15 protein-coding genes and 2 tRNA genes are annotated in these 19,067 nt (G+C 67.2%); 6 read left to right on the forward strand and 11 right to left on the reverse strand.

From position 1 onward, the window contains the following. Positions 1 to 2: 2 nt before the first annotated feature. From EYE40_RS15260 to EYE40_RS15270, 3 genes are all read right to left on the reverse strand, one after another. A complete protein-coding gene (locus EYE40_RS15260) occupies positions 3 to 572 on the reverse strand; it encodes an FHA domain-containing protein (protein ID WP_130983126.1) in 570 nt (189 codons plus the stop codon). 64 nt (positions 573 to 636) lie between these two features. Further along, positions 637 to 4,992: an FtsK/SpoIIIE domain-containing protein gene (locus tag EYE40_RS15265; RefSeq protein ID WP_130983127.1), complete on the reverse strand. Its 4,356-nt coding sequence runs from the start codon at positions 4,990 to 4,992 to the stop codon at positions 637 to 639. Continuing rightward, complete coding sequence (locus tag EYE40_RS15270; protein ID WP_130983128.1) at positions 4,989 to 6,110, reverse strand: Ig-like domain-containing protein; 1,122 nt, start codon at positions 6,108 to 6,110, stop codon at positions 4,989 to 4,991. Before EYE40_RS15270 ends, EYE40_RS15265 begins: the two co-directional genes overlap by 4 nt. An 85-nt stretch (positions 6,111 to 6,195) precedes the next feature. Between EYE40_RS15270 and EYE40_RS15275 the strand changes: the two genes are divergently transcribed. Together EYE40_RS15275 and EYE40_RS15280 are read left to right on the forward strand one after the other, a co-directional pair. Then, positions 6,196 to 6,819: a hypothetical protein gene (locus EYE40_RS15275; protein WP_130983129.1), complete on the forward strand. Its 624-nt coding sequence runs from the start codon at positions 6,196 to 6,198 to the stop codon at positions 6,817 to 6,819. Beyond that, a complete protein-coding gene (locus EYE40_RS15280) occupies positions 6,806 to 7,585 on the forward strand; it encodes a hypothetical protein (RefSeq protein ID WP_130983130.1) in 780 nt (259 codons plus the stop codon). The genes EYE40_RS15275 and EYE40_RS15280 overlap by 14 nt, the downstream gene beginning before the upstream one ends. On the opposite strand, the gene EYE40_RS15285 is transcribed toward EYE40_RS15280, so the two are convergent. Beyond that, positions 7,565 to 8,095, reverse strand: coding sequence for a DUF1697 domain-containing protein (locus tag EYE40_RS15285; protein WP_130983131.1), 531 nt, complete (start codon positions 8,093 to 8,095; stop codon positions 7,565 to 7,567). The genes EYE40_RS15280 and EYE40_RS15285 overlap by 21 nt on opposite strands. A gap of 91 nt (positions 8,096 to 8,186) precedes the next feature. On the opposite strand from EYE40_RS15285, the gene EYE40_RS15290 reads away from it, so the two are divergent. Continuing rightward, positions 8,187 to 9,458 carry an aminotransferase class V-fold PLP-dependent enzyme gene (locus EYE40_RS15290; protein WP_240034869.1) on the forward strand — a complete coding sequence of 424 codons (1,272 nt, stop codon included), beginning with the start codon at positions 8,187 to 8,189 and terminating at the stop codon, positions 9,456 to 9,458. After that, on the forward strand, positions 9,455 to 9,886 hold the full coding sequence (gene sufU / locus EYE40_RS15295) for a Fe-S cluster assembly sulfur transfer protein SufU (protein WP_130983133.1): 432 nt from the start codon (positions 9,455 to 9,457) through the stop codon (positions 9,884 to 9,886). The genes EYE40_RS15290 and sufU overlap by 4 nt, the downstream gene beginning before the upstream one ends. On the opposite strand, the gene EYE40_RS15300 is transcribed toward sufU, so the two are convergent. The 7 genes from EYE40_RS15300 to EYE40_RS15330 form a co-directional block, all read right to left on the reverse strand. Next, positions 9,883 to 10,275 (reverse strand): pyridoxamine 5'-phosphate oxidase family protein, encoded by a 393-nt coding sequence (locus EYE40_RS15300; protein ID WP_130983134.1) that lies wholly within the window; start codon positions 10,273 to 10,275, stop codon positions 9,883 to 9,885. The two genes, sufU and EYE40_RS15300, sit on opposite strands and share 4 nt — an antisense overlap. 47 nt (positions 10,276 to 10,322) lie before the next feature. Then, positions 10,323 to 10,396, reverse strand: a tRNA-Met gene (locus EYE40_RS15305). A gap of 31 nt (positions 10,397 to 10,427) precedes the next feature. After that, a tRNA-Thr gene (locus EYE40_RS15310) sits at positions 10,428 to 10,499 on the reverse strand. A gap of 95 nt (positions 10,500 to 10,594) precedes the next feature. Beyond that, positions 10,595 to 12,370 carry a glycoside hydrolase family 13 protein gene (locus EYE40_RS15315; protein WP_240034870.1) on the reverse strand — a complete coding sequence of 592 codons (1,776 nt, stop codon included), beginning with the start codon at positions 12,368 to 12,370 and terminating at the stop codon, positions 10,595 to 10,597. 41 nt (positions 12,371 to 12,411) lie between these two features. Next, complete coding sequence (locus EYE40_RS15320; protein WP_130983136.1) at positions 12,412 to 13,299, reverse strand: sugar ABC transporter permease; 888 nt, start codon at positions 13,297 to 13,299, stop codon at positions 12,412 to 12,414. Position 13,300: 1 nt separating this feature from the next. Beyond that, positions 13,301 to 14,875, reverse strand: a complete 1,575-nt coding sequence (locus EYE40_RS15325) for an ABC transporter permease subunit (protein WP_130983137.1) — start codon at positions 14,873 to 14,875, stop codon at positions 13,301 to 13,303. 70 nt (positions 14,876 to 14,945) lie between these two features. Beyond that, on the reverse strand, positions 14,946 to 16,172 hold the full coding sequence (locus EYE40_RS15330) for a sugar ABC transporter substrate-binding protein (RefSeq protein ID WP_130983138.1): 1,227 nt from the start codon (positions 16,170 to 16,172) through the stop codon (positions 14,946 to 14,948). A 198-nt stretch (positions 16,173 to 16,370) separates the two neighbouring features. On the opposite strand from EYE40_RS15330, the gene EYE40_RS15335 reads away from it, so the two are divergent. Together EYE40_RS15335 and EYE40_RS15340 are read left to right on the forward strand one after the other, a co-directional pair. After that, positions 16,371 to 18,068, forward strand: coding sequence for a glycoside hydrolase family 13 protein (locus tag EYE40_RS15335; protein ID WP_130983139.1), 1,698 nt, complete (start codon positions 16,371 to 16,373; stop codon positions 18,066 to 18,068). Positions 18,069 to 18,117: 49 nt separating this feature from the next. Continuing rightward, positions 18,118 to 19,067 (forward strand): DUF222 domain-containing protein (locus tag EYE40_RS15340; RefSeq protein ID WP_130983140.1); only part of this gene is annotated, 950 nt, incomplete at its 3' end.

Genomic DNA, 19,067 nt, shown 5'->3' on the forward strand with positions numbered 1-19,067 from the left:
TATCAGCCGACGGTAATCATCACGTACAGCGATACCTCGCCGAGCCAGACCCGGTCTCCGGCGCCCGCGGCGACCGGCGTTCCGGTCGGGCAGTCGATGCGCACTCCGCGACGCTCGATCTGGGTTCCGTTTCCCGACCCGCGATCGGTGACCCACAGTCGACCGTCGATCGCGTTCAGGTGCACGTGCACGCGAGAGACGGAGCGGGTGTCGTCGTCGAGCGGGAAGCCCGGAATGCCTTCCTGCTCGGAGGCCGACTCGGGGCGACGCCCGACGAGAGCCTGACCTTTCACCGTGAAGGTCTCGCCACTCGACGCCTGGATCGCGAACTGCGACTCACGGCGCTCCGCGACCTGCACGGGCTGGTGCCCGGGGCCGACGGGCGGCGCGGGTGGCGCCTGCACGACGGGCGGGACAAAGGCGGCGACCTTGGGAACAGGCGAGCTCGTGTTGGTGTCACTGAACGGCGGGCTCGAGGGCGGTGCAGACTGCGCTACCAGCTGGCCGCAGCTGAGGCAGAACATGCTGTGCGGGCGCAGAGCTTCGCCACAGTGTGCGCACTTCGCAGCCATCGGTCGCCTCTCCTGCCGATGAACCCCCGGCCAGCATCAAAGTCTAGCAACCACAGGCCGACGATTATTGGCTCGGGTCGGGCACCTGCACCTGCGTCCAGTCGCCCTGGTGGAACAGCACTCCCGAACCCGGGGCCGAACGACCCAGCATGTAACGAGGAATCCGCAGGTTGAATACCTGCTGTCCGAACATCGCAGCGGTCGGTGAGAGCAACACGCCCTGCTGGTGTTTGCGCACTTCACCGAAGGGCCCGGAGAACTGTTTCGACGCCGTCTCGAAGCCGAGGCTCACGCAGAAGACGAATCTGGCCTTCGACTGCATGATCGCGAGTTCGAGCGGAGATCCGGCAAGAGACTCGAGGTCGTCGATGAGCAGGGTGATGCGCCCGGTGCCGAGCGGCGCGAGAGCAGCTTCCAGCTCGGCCGCCGTGGTCTGCGCAGAAGACAGGCGGGGTATGGATGACGCTGCCGCCCACTCTGTCAGCGCGGACTCGCGTGCAGCGACAATCGCCATGGGGGTCTGCGACCACTGCAGCTGGTGGCCGAGCGATGCCAGCGTCGTCGACTTTCCGCTTCCACGGTCGCCGATGACCGCGAAGCCGCCCGCGTCGGGCCAGCCGATCGTGTAGCGGGAGAGCTCGTCGCCGCCGACACCCATGGTGGGGAACTCGGCGGTGCATCCCGAGGCAAGGGGCAGCTCGTGCACCTTGGAGAGCGCGACGTTCGTCGGCAGCACGTCCACGCGGAACGGGCGTGCCAGCGAGACCGACATCGGGTTGGCGCGGTAGTGGTCGCGCACACTGTCGGCGATGACCTTGAGCGTCACGGCCTGAGCCTCGGCGGAGGGGTCGCGGCCGATCACGGCGACCTGCGCCTCGCGTCCGGCCGGACCGAACATCAGGCGGCCGGGTGCCATGTTCTCGGGCACTTCGCGGATCATGATTCCCGCGGAGCGGTAATCCCCCGGATCGCGCAGCGGCAGCACGTACTGGGTGTCGATGAAGCCGGCGATCTTCTCGCCGACCACACCGCGGTCGGCGGTGATGACGAAGCGCACACCCACGGCGGGGCCTTCGCGCAGGATGCGCATCACCTGGTCGCGGAAGCCGGGCAGGTCATCAGGCGAGAGGGATGACATGACGCGTTCCCACCCGTCGAGCGCGACCACGATGTACGGCAGCTTAGCTTCGGGCGAGGCTGCGGTTCGGCGCTGTTCGGCGATCGTGCCGACGGCGGCCGCGGAGAGCACGGTCTGGCGGCGCGCGAGCTCCTCGATGATGCGGCCGAGCAGGCGCGGCAGGCGGGCATGCTCGAGCTGGGTCACCACCGCACCCGCGTGCGGGGTGACGCCGAGCGGGAGCAGTCCGCCGTTGCCGTAATCGATGATGTAGAGGTGTGCGTCGGCGGGCGACTGGCGCGAGACGACCTGGCCGAGCAGGGTGCGCAGCACCGTCGTGCGGCCGGACTGGGCACCACCGATGAAGAGCAGGTGCGAGTCGGTGGCGAGATCCCACAGCAGGGGTCGCTGGCGCTGCTCGTCGGGCACGTCCTCGAGGCCGATGACGATGGCGGTCTCGCTCGCGTCCGAGTCCTCGATGCGGGATACCGGCAGCACGTTGGGCAGCGGCACGAGCCACGGGGACGGGTTGCGCGGGATGTTCATGAGCTTCGCGGCATCCGCAATCAACGACACGAGGGCGCGCAGATCGGTGTCATCCTGGTCGAGGCGAGCGCTCTGCGGCCCGTCGGCGTTCGGGAAGCGCGGCATAAAGCCGACGCCGCTCCACTCCATCGGGACCTTGCGCGGCAGCACCTTGCGGGTGCGCTGGGCGCCCGGGCGGATGCCCGCCACACGAGCGGTCTGGAAGCCGACGGGAGCCCCGCCGACACCCGCGCGCACGTAGCCGCGACCCGGGGTCGCGACGCTGATGAGCGAGGCCTCGGCCGAACCGAGCACGTCGGTCGAGTCGGAGCGGTCGGTCACGCGCAGGGCGACGCGCAGGTTGATGTTGGACTGCATCTCGGGCGTGACGCTGCCCGAGGGTCGCTGCGTCGCAAGGATCAGGTGCACACCGAGCGAACGGCCGACGCGGGCGATGCGCACCAGGCCGTTGATGAACTCGGGGTGCTCGGCCTTCAGCTCGGCGAACTCGTCGATCACGATCATCAGGCGGGCGAGACCCGACTTCGCGGCGAGCTCGGGGTTCTTGTCCCAGGCGGCGTCGACGTCCTTGACCTTGAACTCGTCGATGCGCAACACCGACTCGCGGCGCTTGAGTTCGGCGTCGAGCGAGACGAGGGCTCGCTCGGTCTCGCGCGCGTCGAGGTTGGTGACGGTACCGACGCGGTGCGGCAGCCCCTCGAAATCATCGAACGCCGAGGCGCCCTTGTAGTCGATGAGCACGAAGTTGAGGGCGTCGGGCCGGTTGGAGAGCGCGAGCGAGACGATGAGCGCCTGCAGGAACTCGGACTTACCGGAACCGGTTGTTCCCGCGATGAGCGCGTGCGGTCCGTCGGTCGCGATGTCGACGGCGTACTCGCCCTCGAGGCCAGCGCCCACGACCACGTTCGTGCGACGCGGCACGGCCTCCCACTTCTCGACGACCTTCTTCGGGTCGTCGAGGTCGATGCCGAGCAGGCTCACAAAGCGCACGCTGGTTGGCAGCATGGCCTCGTCGCCCGCGCCGCCGATGTGCTTGATCGAGCACAGGCTGCGGGCGATGCCCTCCGCCGTCGGCACCGAGATGCCGTCGAGCAGCACGGACGGGTAATAGACCGAGGCCGACTCGAAGTGCGCGAGCGACGGGTCGTCATCATCGACTTGGATAACGGTCTTCGCCTCTTCCGGAAGGCGCGAGCGGTCCGAGTCGATCGCGATGAAGTAGACGCCGGCCTGGGCGCCCATCTCGAGCAGCTGCACCATTCCCGGGAGCGTGCGGTAACGGCGGGCGCCATCCAGAACCACGACGATGTGGCTGTCGAAGCCCGCGATGCCGCGTTCGGCCGCGGCACGCATGCGGGCCGTGACGATGGCGGTGAGTTCGCGCAGGCGTTCGCGGCGGGTGTCATCGGTGTTGCCGATCAGGGCGACGACGCTCTTGCCCGCTTGGGCGTGCGGCAGCCACTGCACCCACTCCCAATAGGGCGCGTCGGCGTCGTCGCACAGAACGACGATCTGAGTGTCGCGCGGCGAGCGCAGGGTGGCGAGCGAGGCGACCATGGCGCGAGTCGTCGAGCGGGTCACGTCCTCCGGCCCGGCGATGCCCAGGACACCGGATGCGAGGTCCGCGGCAACCGGCGTCGGCGACACTCCCACGCGGCGTGACAGCACGCGATCCGATTGGCCGCCGCCCTCGAAGCGCACATCGAGGTCGACCTCGCTGACCCCGAAGCGAAGCTGGAGCGAGTCGGCATCGATCTTGCGGCGCTCCCACAGGCGCGAGAGGGGGCGGGTCGCGATGTCGGCGATGACGACGGGGTCGGGCGAGCGGTACCAGGCGTCGAGGCGCTGCTCGCGCACGAACTGGGCGATGCGGTCGCGGGCGTTGCCGAGGTCGCGCACCCAGGTGTCGAAGGTGCGGATGCCCTTCTTCTTGGCGCGGGCGCGGTTCGTCATAAACGTTCCGACGACCATGATCGGCGAGGCCGCGGCCATGATCAGCATCACGGGACGCTGGAACACGAACGCCATGGTCACGCCGAGCACGACGGGGATCAGCGCGGAGAGCCAGGGCAGCGGCGTCTTGTCGTCCTCTTCGGGGCGGTCGCCGGGCAGCACAACGGCCGGCGCCTTCTTCGCGAGCGCGATGCGGGAGGGGCGGTTGAAGCCGCGCATGCCGACCTCGTCGGGCGAGATGTCGGCCTCGGAGTACGGCTCGATGCCGATGCGGAACAGCGAGCTGCCGATCTGCAGGATGTCGGCCGGAACGATCGCCCGCGGCTCCTTGACCTCCTCGCCGTTCACCCAGACGGACGCGTCGGGGCTCGGCAGTTCGAGGGATGCGCGCAGCGGGCCCGCTCCCCCGGGAATCTCGCTCGCGGCGAGGGTCAGGGTCGCGTGGTGGCTCGCGATGTGCGGGTCGGCGATGCAGAGGTCCATCGAGCCGGAGCCGCCGATGGTGAGCGACTGCCCGGGGCGCAGCGCAAAGGCCTCGCCCGAGAACGGTCCGCCGATGACCTCGAGTCGGGGAGACCCCGACGCGATCGGACGGGCTCCGCTGGATGGCAGCACCGAGCCGCTGAAGATGCGGGCGTCGCCGAGCGAGACGCTCGGTTCATCCCCCGGAGCGATAAGTTCGGGCGCGACGCCGATGCTCTCGGCGAGCTCGGCGACCGAGGTGTCCTCGGTGACGTCGAGGAGCCAGGACTTCGCGCCGGCGGAACCCGAACCACCGCGCGCAATGCTGAGCCTGACGTTCATGATTTCCCCTTGGTGTCGGCCCTGCCGGTTACCCGGTCGAGCACGGTCTTCAGTGGTGCGAAAAGTCCTGCGGCTACCGCGTCCTCTTCTTCGACGACGGGCCGCACCGGAATTACAGTTGCCTTCTTGTTCGCAGCGCTTGAAGGCAGAATACCTGCCGGCCAGTCCGCTTCGAGATCGCTCGGGATGACGGTCACGCTGCCGGTGGCCTGCTCCCCGGCGGCCGAGAGCACGTGGAACGAGAACTGATCGGCGCTCGTGGAGTCGGCTGCCGGCGTGAACGTGGCGAGCCCCTCACGGTCGCAGACCGCCGTGCCGAGCACGGCCAGGCCGCAGCCGAGGAAGGTGACGGGTTCTCCCGCGGAGTCGTTGACGAGCTCGGCGAGGTCGATCGGCTCGGTCAGCTCGTTCGAGTGCACCACCACGTGTAGCGCGGTGAGCGAAGTCTCGCCGGCCGCGTACACGTTGACGGTGAGCGGCACGATCTGTGACTTCTGCTTGAAGGGGTCGGTTGCGCGCACGGCGAGCGCGATGGTTCCCGTGTACCCGGGCTTCGTCGCGATCTCGATGTGGGTACGGGTGGCCCAGGCGTCGGCCACGTCGGCGGGGAGCATCTCGAGGATCTCGAGTTTCGGGCCATCCTCTGCACAGCCCTCGCAGGCGATGTTCAGGTCGGACAGCGGCAGAAGGATGCGCGAACCGCTCGGGAAGGGGTACGCGTAGACCAGCTCGGGCACGGCCGGGATGAGCGGCGGCGCCATCGAGACGCGGTAGTTGACGGTGAGCCGCTGGCCGCCATTGCGCAGCTGCACGGGGAACACGACCTCTTCGAACTTCGGGTCGTACTCGTCCGCGGTGAACGTCATCTTGTCCGCCTCGCAGGTGAAACCGATCTCCGGCGCGGGAGTGCTGAGCGCTTTACAGTTGGCGATCGTCCAGCCGCCGGCCATACCGGCCTCGAACTCGGCCTCGTAGGGAATCGCGACCTCGACGGGGTTGACCGGAGGCTTCTCTTCCTCCTCGCCCTCCTCGCCGGCGGCGAACGCGCTGCCGAATCCGAGGGGGATGAGCACGGCGCTGGCGAGCAGCAGGGCGGCTGCGGCTCTCGCGGGTCTCATGCCTCCCATCCTGCCAGTCTCCCGAAGCCGTGGATACGAACCCGAGGATTCTGCGCGTATACAAGCGCCCGATATGATGCGAACCATGACTATCGCGCCAGGCACCGCCGGCGGCCCAGCTCTCGCTGAGGCCCCCGCGGACGAAGGCCAGCGCCGACTGGGCTGGTCGGTCGGCCAGCCGATGCTGTTCGAGACCTGGGGCGTTCCCGCCGACAGCAGCAAACGCAGCCTCTCCACCGGCGAGAGCGTGCTGCCCGAACTGGCCGAAGACAAAGCTGTTGCGAAGAGCTTCTTCCGCCACCCCGCCTTCATCGTGTCAATCTCGACAACGATCGTCGCCGTCGTCGTCGGTGTGGTGATGACCGTCATGGGTGTGCTCGGTGACGGACCGGCGAAGGTCTCCGATCTCGCGATCACCGGGGGCGAGGGCAACGTGCACCTCACCTGGACCGGCCCGGATGTGCCGTTCAGCCTGTACGTGATCGAACCCGGATCCGACGAGGTGCTCGACGTCTCCCAGCTCGTGCGCAAGGGCAGCGAAGCCTGGGTGCCGAAGTTCGCCGACCTCATCACCGACGACTCGTGCTTCGTGGTGCGCGCCGCGGAGACGAGCGGCGATGTGACGCTCGACCCGTCGAACCTCGAGAGCCAGGGCGCCGCGAGCGTCTGCGTCGCCGATGCGACTGATGCAACCGATGCGCCCGAGTAGGGCACTCCTTCTTCTCGCCGTGGCCGTGACCCTCACGGGTTGCGCGGGTTCCGGCCAGGCGCTGGTCGTCCCCACCAATATCCCGCTCGACCAGGTCGAGATCGACGATCCTGCCCGCAACGGCATCGAGTACCTCGCCGGGCCCGACGCGCTCGATTCGGTGATCCTCGCTTCCCGTGAGCAGCGATGGGTGAGCATGGTCGGCACGTTCACCGAGCGACTCCCGGCACCCGAAGGGGAACGCGACCCCGTGAACGGGTTGTCGGTCGCCGTCGAGGTGCGCGGGTCATCCACCGACTATGAGGCGACCCTCACGGCCGGCAAACTCAGCGGTGCGGTGCGCGTGCAGGATGACGTTGCTGTCGCTCGCGGCAACGCGGCGTTCCTGGCCCAGGCAGGGCTCGATGCCGACGCCGTCGCCGTCGCCGCGGCGGGTGCCGAGTGGGCCTGCCTGCCCACCGGACGCTTCGCCGTCGCCGAGTGGGGCTCGCTGCTCGACCCGGTCGGACTCATCTCCGACCTGCTGATCGTCGAAGGCGAGTCGGAGATCTCGGTCTCGACCGGCCCCGTCGTCGACGACACCCTCTCGCTCGTCGTCGGTGCCGGGCCGGGGCCGATCGGCTCGCTGAGCGTATCCGCCATCGGCGCACCGCTTCCGACCACCCTCGACGCCGCCGATGCAAGTGGACTCGGCAGCTTCACCTTCAGCGAGTGGGGCGTCGACCCCAAGCTCGAAGAGCCCTCGTCACTCGCCAGCTGCGGCTAGCAGGTCGATCAGCTTCTGCACGGTCGTGAGGTTGCGGCCGGTGCCCGGTGTGCCGATCGCGCGCATGATCGGGTCGATCTTCATGCTCGGGGTGCCCGCGCCGTTCGCGTAGCGGATGTGCATGTCCCGGCCGAGCACGGCCCACTCATCGTCGCCCGTCGCGAAAGTCTGCGCCTTGTTGATGGCAGTCTGTGCAGGCTCTTCCTTCAAGAAGGTCACGTAGGAATACTTCGGGTTGTCGACCTCGAAGGGATGCGCGGCGAGCGCCGCCTCCAGCTCGGCTTGCGTCCGCGAGGTGATATCCCGGAAGAACCCGTACTTCTCCTCGATCGCGGATTCGAGCTTCTTCTCGAAGCCTGCGGGAGCCGTGGCCAGGAGGTTGCCGCTGGCGATGTAGGTCGCGACATCCCGAGCACCGAGCTCTTCGGCGAGCGCCCGCAGCTCGGCCGTCGGCAGCTTCGCGGTGCCGCCCACGTTCACCGCTCGGAGGAGGAAAGCGCGCCTGGTCATGGCGCAAGTCTGGCAGCACCGGCTGTCACCTGGGCAGCGCGCGCGCGCCGAACACGTCAGACTGGATGTACCGGCTCAATCGAAGGAACACGTGAACACCGCAGCACCCCTCACCGAATCCGAGATCCTCGCTATTCGCGGTGACTTTCCGATCCTTGCGACCGAGGTGAACGGTCAACCACTCGTGTACCTGGACTCCGGCGCGACCTCGCAGAAACCGCTGTCCGTGCTGGACGCGGAGCGCAAGTTCTCCCTGCGCCGCAATTCGGCCGTCCACCGCGGCGCCCACACCCTCGCCGCCGAGGCGACCGAGGAATTCGAGGACGCCCGCGAGACCGTGGCCCGCTTTGTCGGCGCCCGGCCCGACGAGATCGTCTGGACCAGCAACGCGACCGAGGGCATCAACCTGCTCGCCTACGCGTTCTCCAACGCGTCGACCGCCGGCCCCGCGTACGCGGATCTCGCGCTAAAGCCGGGCGACGAGATCCTCGTGACCGAGCTCGAGCACCACGCCAACCTCATCCCGTGGCAGCAGCTCGCGCAACGCACCGGAGCAACGCTTCGGTATATCCCGGTCGACGATGACGGCGTGCTGCTTCCTGCCGACGACTTCATCACCGCACGCACGCGCATCGTCGCGTTCTCGCATGTCTCCAACGTGCTCGGCATCATCAATCCGGTCGCTCAGATCGTGGCGGCCGCCCACGCGGTCGGCGCCCTCGTGGTGCTCGACGCCTGCCAGTCGGCGCCGCACCTGCCGCTCGACCTGCGTGCCCTCGACGTCGACTTCGCCGTGTTCTCCGGTCACAAGATGCTCGGGCCGACCGGCATCGGCGCGCTCTACGGGCGCCGGGCCCTGCTGAACGCGCTTCCCCCGTTCCTCACCGGCGGCTCAATGATCACCACGGTCACCATGGAGGCCGCCGAGTTCCTGCCCGCGCCCCAGCGCTTTGAGGCGGGCACCCAGCGGGTATCCCAGGCCATCGCCCTCGCGAGCGCCGTCGACTACCTGGGCGCGATCGGCATGGATCGCGTCGCCGCCCACGGCACCCTCATGAGCCGGCGCCTCATCGACGGCCTCTCGGCCATCGCCGGAGTGCGCGTTCTTGGCGCGAGCGGCGAACGAGTCGGGCTCGCGAGTTTCGATGTGCCGGGCATCCACTCACACGACATGGGCCAGTTCCTCGATGACCGCGGCATCGCCGTGCGCGTCGGCCACCACTGCGCGCAGCCGCTGCACCGCCGACTCGGGCTCATCTCCAGCACCCGCGCGAGCGCGAGCATCTACACCACTGAAGCCGAGATCGACTTCTTCCTCCAGGGCGTCGCCGACGCCCGCACCTTCTTCGGAGTGACCTCATGAGCGACCTCGACGGTCTCTACCAGCAGCTGATCCTCGACCACTCGAAGGCGCCGCACGGCCGCCACCCCATCGAAGATGTCACGGCGTCGTCCCACCAGGTCAACCCCACCTGTGGTGACGAGGTCACTGTTTCTTTACGAGTGCGGGATGACGTCATCCAGGCCCTCGGCTGGGAGGGCCACGGCTGCGCGATCTCCCAGGCCTCGGCGTCGCTGCTCAGCACTCTCGTCACCGGGCAGACTGTTGCCGAGGCTACGTCGCTGCTGGCCGACTTCCGGGTGGCGATGCGCTCCCGCGGAACGATCGAGCTCGACGAGGATCGCTTCGGCGATGCGATCGCGCTCAACGGGGTCTCGCGCTACGTGGCTCGGGTCAAGTGCGCGATGCTCTCGTGGGTGGCGCTGGAGCGGGCGCTCGAGGTCGACTAGGCAGTGAAGCGCCGCACCTTCGTCGGCGTGAGCACGATCCGCACGAGGTCCATACCCGACCAGTCGTCGAGCTTGTCGGGTTCCCGGTAGCGGGCCGACAGGCGGTCGGCGAGTTCGAGCGCGCCGTCCGGGGTGACGGCAACCGAGCCCTCGACCGCGACACAGTGCTCGGGCTCCCCCATCGGAGCCGACACCACGATGGATGCCCGCGGATCGGCCTCGAGCCGGCGCACTCGCGGCGAGCTGGTGAGCGAGAAGATCTGAACGTCGTCGCCGGCCACCTCGAACCACACGGGTCGCGGAGCAGGAATGCCGCCGGCGTCGGGAATCGCCGTGATCATCGCAAAGAGCGGGCGAGTGAGAAGTTCGAGGTCGCGTTCGGTGAACATCGAATCAGGCTACGCGAGGGATCCGGGAACGCATCCCGAACAGAATGTAGCGAGGGCGGGACTCGAACCCGCGACACCACGATTATGAGTCGTGTGCTCTAACCACCTGAGCTACCCCGCCGCGCCGAATCCGATCGAAGACCGAATCAACGAGCCCCCTGTGGGAATCGGACCCACTACCTCTTCCTTACCAAGGAAGTGCTCTACCAATGAGCTAAGGGGGCGCAAACGTGTCGCGGCGCACGAAGCTCCGCGCCATTTTGGCACCGTAAGAGACTAGCATCCGCGAGGGCCTCTCGCGCACACACCCGAACGGGGTCTAGAACGACGGAAGCACGATTCCGGGCAGCCGCCAGACGGTGAAGCTCGGTCCGTCGCCCCAGAGACGCGAGTCCGTTGCATCCGTCTCGCCCCACAGCAGTTCGGGATGCCCGTCGAGCTCGACCTCCACGTCGAACGCCGCGCGAGCCGCGACCACGAGCACACACTCGTCCGCGTGTTCGCGCACGTAGACCAGCACATCCTCACCGGCGTGCAACCAGCGGATGCCACCCTCGTTCAGCGCCACATGGTCGCGCCGAAGGTGAATGAGCTGCGTGTACAGGTCGATGGTCGACGCGGACGCATCGCGCTCGTCCCACGGCATTGGGGAGCGCGAGTGCTCCCCGTCGTCGCCGACGAGACCGAACTCGTCGCCCGCGAAGACCACCGGGATACCCGGGAGGGTGACCGACATCCCGAACGCAACCGGCACAGCACCGTCGAGGGCGCTCGTGCGGAAGCGGGCCGTGTCATGCGTGTCGAGCGCATTCATGTTGTGCAGGCGCACCCGCCACGGGAAGCCGGCGGCGAAGCGCTGATGCGCCTCGAACACGTCGAGGCCGGTGTACGACGGGATGGTGCCGTACGGCAGCCCGAAGAACCACGACTTCTCGACCCGCTTGGACAGCCAGCCCCAGATCGGCCGGGTGAAGTTGGCGTACGTCATGGCGCCGTGCCAGCCGTCGCCCTCGAAGTCACCGAGGGCGTCGTTCGTCGACTCCCCGAGCAGGATCGTGTCGGGGTTCACGTCGATCATCGTCTTGCGGATGGTCTGGCGCACTTCCGCGTTCAGATCCTGGTCGAGGTAGCGGCCGGTCATGTTCGCGACGTCGATGCGCCAGCCGTCGAAGTTGTACGGCGCCTTCAGCCACTTGGCCACAACAGAATGCTCGCCCTCGATGAAACGGCGACGCAGCTCAGGCGCGGCCCAGTTGAACTTGGGCAGCGACGGCACCCCGAGCCACGAGACGTAACTCTTCTGCTCAGGGTCGAGCCAGTAGTAGAACTCGCTCTCCGGTGCGCCCGGCGTGAGATGGGATGACGTGAACCATTCGTGCGCGTCACCGGAGTGGTTCGATGTGAGATCGCCGATAACGCTGAGACCGCGAGCGTGAGCGGCATCCACCAAAGAGATCAAGGCGTCGTCGCCACCGAGCAGCGGGTCGACCGTAGTGAATGAGAGGGCGTCGTAGCGGTGGTTGGAGTGGGCGGGGAAGACCGGGGTCAGGTAGACCATCGTCACGCCGAGGTCGACCAGGTGATCGAGCTTCTGCTCGATGCCCAGCAGGTCGCCGCCGTAGAACTGGCGGGCGGTCGAGGGGCCGATATGGATGGGCTCATCCGTCCACTCGGCGGGCTCGGCCCAGATCGGCAGCTCGCGACCGTCGGCCTCGCTCGATCGCGCGAAACGGTCGGGGAAGATCTGGTACATCACCGTGTTCTTCGCCCACGGCGGAGGGGCCGGGTAGGAGACGAACTTGAAGTCCTCGGAGTCGCGGGTCTCGATCAGGCTGTAGCCGCTCGAACCGAGCCAGCCGGTCGACCCGTCCTCGAGCACGAACAGGAATCGGTAGCCGTGCACCGGGTTCTCGACCCGGAGCGGCGCCTCCCACCAATCCCAACCGCCTGTCGAGGCGACCAGCGTGGCGTCGGTGAAGTGCGGCTCGTGGTCGGGATTCGACCGGGTGCGGATCGAATGAACGGGGCCGAAATCACTCGGGACTCGAACTCGGACGCGCACGACATCCCCGAGTTCGGGTGTCTGCGTCGACACATAGAGAGGTGATCCGTCGTGATGAGGTACCCGTTTGCCCACTATTTGACCGCCCCCGCCGTGAGTCCGTTAACTATGTACTTCTGAAGATAGAGGAAGAGAGCCATCACCGGGATCGCGGCCATCACCGCCCCCGCCGCGAAGAGGCTCCAGTTCTTGCTCGTCTCATCCGAGACGAACTGGTACAGGCCGACCGCGAGGGTCTGCTTGCTGGGGTCGGAGAGCAGCACGCTCGCGATCACGAACTCGTTGGTCGTGCCGATGAACGACAGCAGCCCGACCACCGCGAGGATCGGCGCCACCAGCCTGAGGATGATCGTGAAGAAGATGCGCGCGTGGCTCGCCCCGTCGATCTTCGCCGCCTCGTCGATCGACAGCGGCACCGTGTTGAAGAAGCCGTACATCAGGTAGGTGTTCACGCCCAGCGCGCCGCCGAGGTAGACGACGATCAGGCCGAGCTGGCTGTCGAGGCCGAGGATCGGGAAGATGTCGCCGATCGCATTGAGCAGCAGGAAGATCGCGACCACCGCGAGCAGCTGCGGGAACATCTGCACGAGCAGCAGCGTCAGCAGGCCGACCCTGCGGCCGGTGAACCGCATCCTCGAGAATGCGTACGCGGCGAGAGCACCGAGAAAGACCGTGCCCAGCGACGAGATGCCGCCGATGAGCAAGGTGTTGAGGAACCACGCGCCGTAGGGCTGGCTCGGGCGGTTGAAGAGGTCGATGTAGTTGCCGAGGTCGATCTCCTGGAACAACGCGTTCGACCCCACGAGGGTGCCGTTCGGGTTCAGCGACGAGGACAGCACGTACAGCAGTGGGAAGGCGCAGAAGATGATCACGGCCACACCGATCAGGTGCCGCCAACCCGTAGCGGTGAACCACTTGCGGAACGAGGAACGCCGGCCGGTCGAAACAGTCGAGGTGATCATGTCAGTTCAAATCCTCCAGCGCCTTGGTCTGTCTGAAGCCGATCACTGAGACCGTCGCCACGACAATGAAGATGATGATCGCGAACGCGCTCGCCAGGCCGTAGTCGCGACCGGCCACCGAACCGAACGCCACCTTGTAGACGAGAGTGATGAGGATGTCGGTGGCCCCGACATTCACGTCGGCGCCGATGTCGCGCGGCCCCCCGCCCGTCAGCATGTAGATCAGGTTGAAGTTGTTGAAGTTGAACGCAAAGCTCGAGATGAGCAGCGGCGCGAGCGACACCATGAGCAGCGGCAGCTTGATGTGCCGGAAGAGCGCCCACGGTTTCGCGCCGTCGACCTTCGCGGCCTCCACGATTTCGTCGGGAATCGCCTGCAGGGCGCCCGTGCTCACCAGGAACATGTAGGGGAAGCCCAACCAGAGGTTCACGATGAGGATGCTCACCTTGGCGAGCACGGGGTCGGTCAGCCACGGGACATCCGCCCCACCGAGAAGAACCTGGTTGATGAAGCCGAAGTCGCGGTTCATCAGGCCTGCCCAGACGAGGGCCGAGAGGAAGGCGGGGAACGCGTAGGGCAGAATCGCGATCACCCGATAGAAGCGGCGGCCCTTCATACGCGCGTCGTTGAAGACCACCGCGAGGAACAGGCCGAGGGCGAAGGTCGTGGCGACGGACAGGATCGCGAACGCGAAGGTCCAGATCACGACGCCGATGAGCGGTCGGCGGATCTCCTCCTCGCCGAACGCGCGGGCGAAGTTGGCGAACCCCACGTCGATCTTCCAGCCGGGCTGGATCGTCTCCCCCTCGGCGGTCTCGAACTGGCCGTTGCCTCGATCGATGAAGACCGTGCCGCTCGTCTCATCGGTGAAGGAGCCGGCCGCCTCGTCGTACTTGAGGGTCGACTCGTAGAGGAACGCCTTGCTGCCGTCGGGGGTGCGCAGCGCGCCGTCGCTCGGGTTGTCGGTGAGCGGCACGGCCAGGGCCGAGATCGCCTGCTGGTTCGCGAGGATGCCGGCGAAGTCGAGGGCCGTATAGCCGTCGAGGCCGATCGCCTTGCCCGAACCGGAGAGCTGCGCGTTGTCCACCGGCTCGAGGGGGCTCTCCACGTTGCCGAGGCTCACCGTGCCGTCCGGCTCCGTCACGAGGAAGCTGTAGGTGCCCAGCTGGTCGAGCACCGTCAGGTCGTAGGTCGGTGAATTCTCCACCCGCTGCAGGGACTTCGCGACGATCGAGTCGATCGCGTCCTCGCGGGTCGAGTTGTGGCCGTCACCGAAGTTGGTGAACGCGATGTAGGCGCTGTAGCCCACCGCGAACAGTTGGAAGATGATGAGGAAGACGATGCCCGGCGCGAGGTACTTCGCGGGCAGTGCCCGACGGGTCAGGTAGATCCAGTTGATCGCGACCAGGCCGATCGCGACCAGCACGAACGCGACCCAGCTCTCCTTGAGGAAGAGCACGAACAACGCGTAGACGACGACCGCATCGAGCAGGCCGAGGGCGATGATCTTGATGAGGACCGCCTTGAGGGTCGGCGTCTCCTTGTACTTGCTGGGCTGAGTTGACGGCCGTGTCATGACTCTCCTCGGGTAGGGGTGACCGGGCATCCGATGTCCGATGTCGGATGCCCGGCCACGAGTTCGATCGTCAGCCCTTGATCTTCGTGGCGATCGTGTCGGCCATCTTCTGCCAGGCGGCCTTGGGATCGCCCGCCGAACCCGCGATCAGCGCGGCCTCCGTTGCGCCCCAGTCGCTCCAGACCTGGCCCATGGCCGGGATCGACGGCTGCGGCACACCGGCCGCACCCACCTCACCGAAGGCCGCGACATCCGGATTCGACTGCGCGGCATCAAAGGCCGTTTTCAGTGCGGGAGCTCGGCCGCCCTTTTCAAAGATCGAGGTCTGCACCTCTTCGCTGCCCAGGTATTCGACCACGAACTTGTTGGCGAGCAGCGCGTTGTCGGTCTTCGCGCTCACGAAGAAGCCCTGCACACCCACGAACGGCTGGCTCGGCTCACCGCCGGCGCTCGGAACTGCCTCGATCGAGTAGTTGATGCCGGCCTCCTTGATGCGAGGCAGATTCCACGGACCGGTGATGATGTACGGCGACTTCTTGTTGACGAAGTTCTCGATCGCGATGTCACCGTCGACGCTCACGTTCAGCACGCCGCTCTTGCCCCACTCGACGAGCTTCGCGGCGAATTTGTCGCCACCCTCGTTCGCGAGCTGCAGGTCGTCTGCGTTGTAGCTGCCGTCGGCGTTGGTGCCGAAGACGGGGGCACCGAACGAGGTCTGGATCGGGTACATGTGGTACGGATCCGCGTTCGCGCCCACCTGCACGATGAACGGGAACTCGACCGTGCCCGCGGCCACCAGGTCCTCACCGGTCGCGATCATCTCGTCGAAGGTGTCGTGCGGGTCGGGGTCGAGATCGGTATTGCGAATCAGGGCGATGTTCTCGATCGACACCGGCAGGCCGTACTGCTGTCCCTCGTAGCTCATCGCCTGGGTGGCGACGTCCTGGAAGTCAGCGGCGTTGTCCACGGTCAGTGGCGCCACCACGCCGTTCTGCACCCAGGAGCCGAGCCAGTCGTGGGCTCCCACAACGACATCCGGACCCTTGCCGGTCGGCACCTGCTTGGTGAAGTCCTCCTTGAGGGTGTCACCGAATTCCTTCTGCACGACCTTGACCGTGACGCCGTTGTCGTCTTCGAAGGTCTGGATGACGTCCTTCAGCGCATCGGCCCGGTTCGCGTCGACCCAGATCGTCAGGGTGCTTCCTGCCTCACCACCCTCGTTGCCTCCGCCGCCCGCGCAGCCCGCCAGGGCCAGGGTTGCGATCGTGAATACAGCGGCTATGCCCGCTCTCTTCATCGGTGTCACCTTTCGTGTGCGTGGGACCTCGTCGTCCCACGCAGGTGCGCGGATCAAGAGGTCGTTCTCTTGGTGCTCGAATTCTGCAAGCGCTTACAGATATACCCCGTTTGGGGGGTGTTTGGCCAGTCTTTTCAGAGAACCGTTACCGGATGGCAAGCGCTTACAGTTTTGCCTCCACCCGATAGGGTTTAGGGCATGACTATTGCTAGCGACGTTCTGGCCGCAGCCTCGGGGCGCACCTCGATCGCCCACTCCACCGTCTCGACACCCGGATCCGAGTGGTGGCGCACGGCCGTCATCTACCAGATCTATCCCCGGTCATTCGCGGATCTCACCGGCGACGGAATCGGCGACCTGCCCGGCATCACGGCCCGCCTCGACTCGCTCGCGGCGCTCGGAATTGACGCCATCTGGCTCTCGCCGTTCTACACGTCACCGCAGAAGGACGCCGGCTACGACGTCGCCGACTACGTGGGAGTCGACCCGCTGTTCGGCACCATCGCAGACTTCGACGCCATGCGCGACCGCGCCCACGAGCTCGGCCTGCGCGTCATCATCGACATCGTTCCCAACCACTCCTCCGACCAGCACGCGTGGTTCCAGGAGGCGCTCGCCGCTTTGCCGGGCTCTGCCGAAAGAGCACGCTACATCTTCCGCGAGGGCCGTGGCTCCTCGGGCGAACTCGCCCCCAACAACTGGGAGTCCGTCTTCGGCGGCCCGGCCTGGACGCGCATCGCCGACGGCCAGTGGTACCTGCACCTGTTCGACTCCTCGCAGCCCGACCTCGACTGGGAGAACCCGTGGGTGCGCGAGCAGTTCCGCGACATCCTGCGCTTCTGGCTCGATCGTGGCGTCGACGGATTTCGCGTCGACGTCGCCCACGGCATGATCAAGGCGCCCGGTCTGCCCGACTACACCCCTCCCGCCGACTCCGGATCGATGGGTGGGGGCATCGAGTCCGACGAGACACCGCCCTACTGGGCGCAGGATGGTGTTCACGAGATCTACCGCGATTGGCGCACGCTCCTCAACGAGTACGAGGGCGACCGCGTGCTCTGCGCCGAGGCCTGGGTCGAGCCGCTCACCAAGCTGGCCCGCTGGGTGCGGCCGGACGAGATGCACCAGGCGTTCAACTTCTCCTACCTCGAGACGCCGTGGTCCGCAGCGGCACTGCGCGCGGTCGTCGACACCTCGATTCACGCGTTCTCCGGTGTTGGCGCGCCCAGCACCTGGGTGCTCTCGAACCACGACGTGGTGCGTCACGCATCCCGACTCGCACTGACAGCCGAGAACCCGCAGGGCGCCGGCGTCGGACCGCTGTCACCGGGCCAGCCCGACCCCGTGCTCGGCCTGCGCCGCGCGCGCGCCGCCACCGCTCTGATGCTCGCCCTGCCCGGAAGCGCGTACATCTACCAGGGCGAGGAACTCGGGCTGCCCGAGGTCATCAACCTGCCCGACGACTCGCGCCAGGACCCGACGTGGTTCCGCACCAACGGGGAGCGCTACGGTCGCGACGGCTGCCGCGTGCCGATCCCGTGGGAGGGCGCATCTCCCGCCTTCGGCTTCAACAGCACGGGTGCGAGCTGGCTGCCGCAGCCCTCCGAGTGGGCGTCGTTTGCGCGCGACCAGCAGGTCGGTGTCGCGGGATCCACGCTGTCGCTGTACACACTCGCCCTGTCGCTGCGGTCGACCTACGGCTTCGGACTCGGCGCAATCGAATGGATGGATCTCGGGACTGACGTCGTAGCGTTCCGCAACGGAGACGTGACCGTGATTGCGAACACCGGCACTGCCCCCGTGGCGCTACCCGCCGGTGAGGTGCTGCTGGTCAGTGGCGAAGAGCTCGACGGATTCGTCGCGTCCGACACGACAGTGTGGCTGCTTGCCGACTAGCTTGTGGATAAGTTGCTCGAACATTCGTTCGAAGGTTCAGTATTGATGTATGAATCTTTTAGAGCAGCACGGCACAGCCTTCGCGGCACTGTCTGCTCTGCCGCGCGCGTACTCTGCGGTGTCGGATGACGATCTGCTTGCCCTCGGCCGGGCCGTAGCTCGGTCCCAACAGCTTGTCGCCACGCACGCGGCCCTGATCGCCGGTGAGGTTGCGCGCCGGTCGGCTCCCGCTCTCGGGTCTTCGGGGTTGGCACAGCGAACCGGGCATCGCACGCCGGAGGAGCTGGTGCGGGTCACGACCGGGTCGACGAAACGGGATGCGCGGACGGCCGTTGCCATCGGATCACTTGCTTCGTCGCCCGATATCGAGCCGTGGCTTGCGCCCGTCGCAGCTGCTCTGACCGAGGGCACGCTGTCGGTTGAGGCGGCGGCTGCGATTCGTACCGGGCTGGGCGTTCCCACCACCGATATCACCGCCGCGGTGCTTGCCGAGGCGTCTGCCGGGCTGTGCGAGGTGGCCCCGTCCCTGGATGCCGACCGGTTGCAGCGTCTCGCCCGGGATGCGCGGGATGCGCTCGATGAGGACGGCATCGCCGACCGGGAGGCTGCCGCCCACGCGCGGAGGTCGTTGACGTTCTGGCGCACCCCCGATGGCGGTGCACACCTGCGCTGGGTCATGGATCCCGAGACCGCAGCCACCGTCGGGGACCTCTTCGACCGGGCCACCTCCCCCCGGCGTGGGGGACCCCGGTTCGTGAACCCGACCGACGCGACCCTGGCCGAGGCGATCACCGCGGACACCCGCACAACGGAGCAGCTGGCCTCAGACACCTTCGCCCACCTCCTCACCGCCGGCGCCGACACCGACTCCACCCAGCTACTCGGCACGGGTGGACCGGTGGTGAAGATTCTCGTGGCCGCTGAGTCGCTCGACACCCGCACCGGTCACGCCCGGATCGAGGGCTCACCGACGCCGGTGTCCGTGCAGACGGCGGAACG

The sequence above is a fragment of the Glaciihabitans arcticus genome (assembly GCF_004310685.1).
GTDB classification, from domain to species: Bacteria; Actinomycetota; Actinomycetes; order Actinomycetales; family Microbacteriaceae; genus Conyzicola; species Conyzicola arctica.

Bases quoted from the DNA above. Each gene is read 5' to 3' on its own strand.
- EYE40_RS15260 (WP_130983126.1), bottom strand. From the start codon at position 572: ATGGCTGCGAAGTGCGCACACTGTGGCGAAGCTCTGCGCCCGCACAGC.
- EYE40_RS15265 (WP_130983127.1), bottom strand. From the start codon at position 4,992: ATGAACGTCAGGCTCAGCATTGCGCGCGGTGGTTCGGGTTCCGCCGGC.
- EYE40_RS15270 (WP_130983128.1), bottom strand. From the start codon at position 6,110: ATGAGACCCGCGAGAGCCGCAGCCGCCCTGCTGCTCGCCAGCGCCGTG.
- EYE40_RS15275 (WP_130983129.1), top strand. From the start codon at position 6,196: ATGACTATCGCGCCAGGCACCGCCGGCGGCCCAGCTCTCGCTGAGGCC.
- EYE40_RS15280 (WP_130983130.1), top strand. From the start codon at position 6,806: ATGCGCCCGAGTAGGGCACTCCTTCTTCTCGCCGTGGCCGTGACCCTC.
- EYE40_RS15285 (WP_130983131.1), bottom strand. From the start codon at position 8,095: ATGACCAGGCGCGCTTTCCTCCTCCGAGCGGTGAACGTGGGCGGCACC.
- sufU (WP_130983133.1), top strand. From the start codon at position 9,455: ATGAGCGACCTCGACGGTCTCTACCAGCAGCTGATCCTCGACCACTCG.
- EYE40_RS15300 (WP_130983134.1), bottom strand. From the start codon at position 10,275: ATGTTCACCGAACGCGACCTCGAACTTCTCACTCGCCCGCTCTTTGCG.
- EYE40_RS15320 (WP_130983136.1), bottom strand. From the start codon at position 13,299: ATGATCACCTCGACTGTTTCGACCGGCCGGCGTTCCTCGTTCCGCAAG.
- EYE40_RS15325 (WP_130983137.1), bottom strand. From the start codon at position 14,875: ATGACACGGCCGTCAACTCAGCCCAGCAAGTACAAGGAGACGCCGACC.
- EYE40_RS15330 (WP_130983138.1), bottom strand. From the start codon at position 16,172: ATGAAGAGAGCGGGCATAGCCGCTGTATTCACGATCGCAACCCTGGCC.
- EYE40_RS15335 (WP_130983139.1), top strand. From the start codon at position 16,371: ATGACTATTGCTAGCGACGTTCTGGCCGCAGCCTCGGGGCGCACCTCG.